The 1,627-nt window shown below is 74.6% G+C and carries 1 protein-coding gene; it reads left to right on the top strand.

The window, feature by feature from the left end:
* Positions 1 to 382: 382 nt before the first annotated feature.
* A complete protein-coding gene (locus LG943_RS27620) occupies positions 383 to 1,558 on the top strand; it encodes an acyltransferase family protein (protein ID WP_270075317.1) in 1,176 nt (391 codons plus the stop codon).
* The last annotated feature ends 69 nt before the right edge of the window (positions 1,559 to 1,627 follow it).

Below are 1,627 nucleotides of genomic sequence, written 5' to 3' on the forward strand. Positions count from 1 at the left end.
GCACCCCGGCCGCCTCCGGCCGCCGTCGGCGTCGGCGGGCCGCACCCGGTTCCCAGGTTCGACCGCCGCGCGTGTTACCGTTTCGAGACAAACGGGTGCCCGCCGCCCCGCCGCAGCCCCCGCGCGGACGGGCGCCCACCTGGCGCGCATCACCCTGCACGACCGCTTCGCCACCCACCGGGGTGACTGGACCGCGTCGCAGCGGGTAGGGTGTGCGCTCTCAGGATTCTCAGCGAATTCACAGGATCGAGCACGACGTGCGGACCCAGGGCCGGCCCGCCCCCGCCCGGCCCCCGCAGCGCCCCGGCGCACCCCGCCCGCGCGTCCTGCTGGCAAGCGCACACGAGCGCGACACGCGCGCAACCGGCGACTCGGAGTCCACGTGGCCTCAACCACCACACTGCCCCATGACCGTTCCGACCGCGGCGCCACCGGTGCGGCCCCGGCCGACCGGGCCGACCCCGGCGGCCGGCCCGGCAAACGCCGCGACGCGCTGCTGGACAACGCGAAGTTCCTGCTGATCGTGCTGGTCGTCGTCGGCCACACCATCGAGCCGCTCACCGACACCCGGCTGGGCAACGCGGTCTACTACTGGATCTACCTGTTCCACATGCCCGCGTTCGTGCTGATCAGCGGGTACCTGTCGAAGTCCTTCGACGGCTCGCCCCGGCGCATCGACAAGCTGCTGACCACCATCGCGGCGCCCTACGTCATCTTCTGGGGCGTCTACGCGCTGGTGTCGCTGGCCGTGGGGCGCAACCTGCCCGACGGCCCGCTCGACCCGCTGTGGCTCACCTGGTTTTTGGCCGCGCTGTTCGTGTGGCGGCTGACCGTGCCGGTGTGGCAGCGGCTGCGCTGGCCGCTGGCGGTGGCCGTGGGCGTCTCGCTGCTGGGCGGCCTGGTCGGCACCGGCGAGGTGCTGAGCGTGTCGCGGATCATGAGCCTGCTGCCGTTCTTCGTGGCGGGCCTGCTGCTGGAGCCCCACCACTTCGCGTTCCTGCGCCAGACCTGGGTGCGGGTGTGGGCGGCCATCACCATGGTCGCCACCGCCGTGGTCAGCTACGTCTACCTGGAGCAGCTCAGCCGCGAGTGGGTGTACTGGCGCGAGAGCCTGGCCGACCGCGACATGGACCTGCTGCCGGTGGGGATCCCGGGCCGGCTGCTGTTCCTGGTGCTGGCCTTCGCGCTGACCGCCGCCGTGCTCTCGCTCACCCCCGGCCGCACCACCCACTTCACCCGGCTGGGCGCGCTGACCATGTACGTCTACCTGCTGCACGGCCTGTTCGTGCGCGGCGCCGACGCGCTGGGCTACTACGACGCCGTGGCCGGCCTGCTCGGCGACCACGGCGCGCTCGCGCTGACCGGGGCGCTGTCGGTGGGCCTGGCCTACCTGCTGTGCACGCCGTGGGTGCGCCGCGCCACCTCCTGGGCGGTGGAGCCCCGGGTGGACCGGCTGCTGCGCCGCGACCGCGGCCCCTCGGGCGGCGCGGGCGGCGCGGCGGGCGCTGCGGACACGAGGGCGGCGGCCCCGGCCGCCTCGGGCGCCGGCACCCGGTAGGCGCACCGTTCCTTCGCTCCACCCGCTCCACCCGGCTCCCCCGCTCACGGCGACGGCCCCGCGGCCGTG

The sequence above is a fragment of the Streptomonospora mangrovi genome, from assembly GCF_027604915.1.
GTDB classification, from domain to species: domain Bacteria; phylum Actinomycetota; class Actinomycetes; order Streptosporangiales; family Streptosporangiaceae; genus Streptomonospora; species Streptomonospora mangrovi.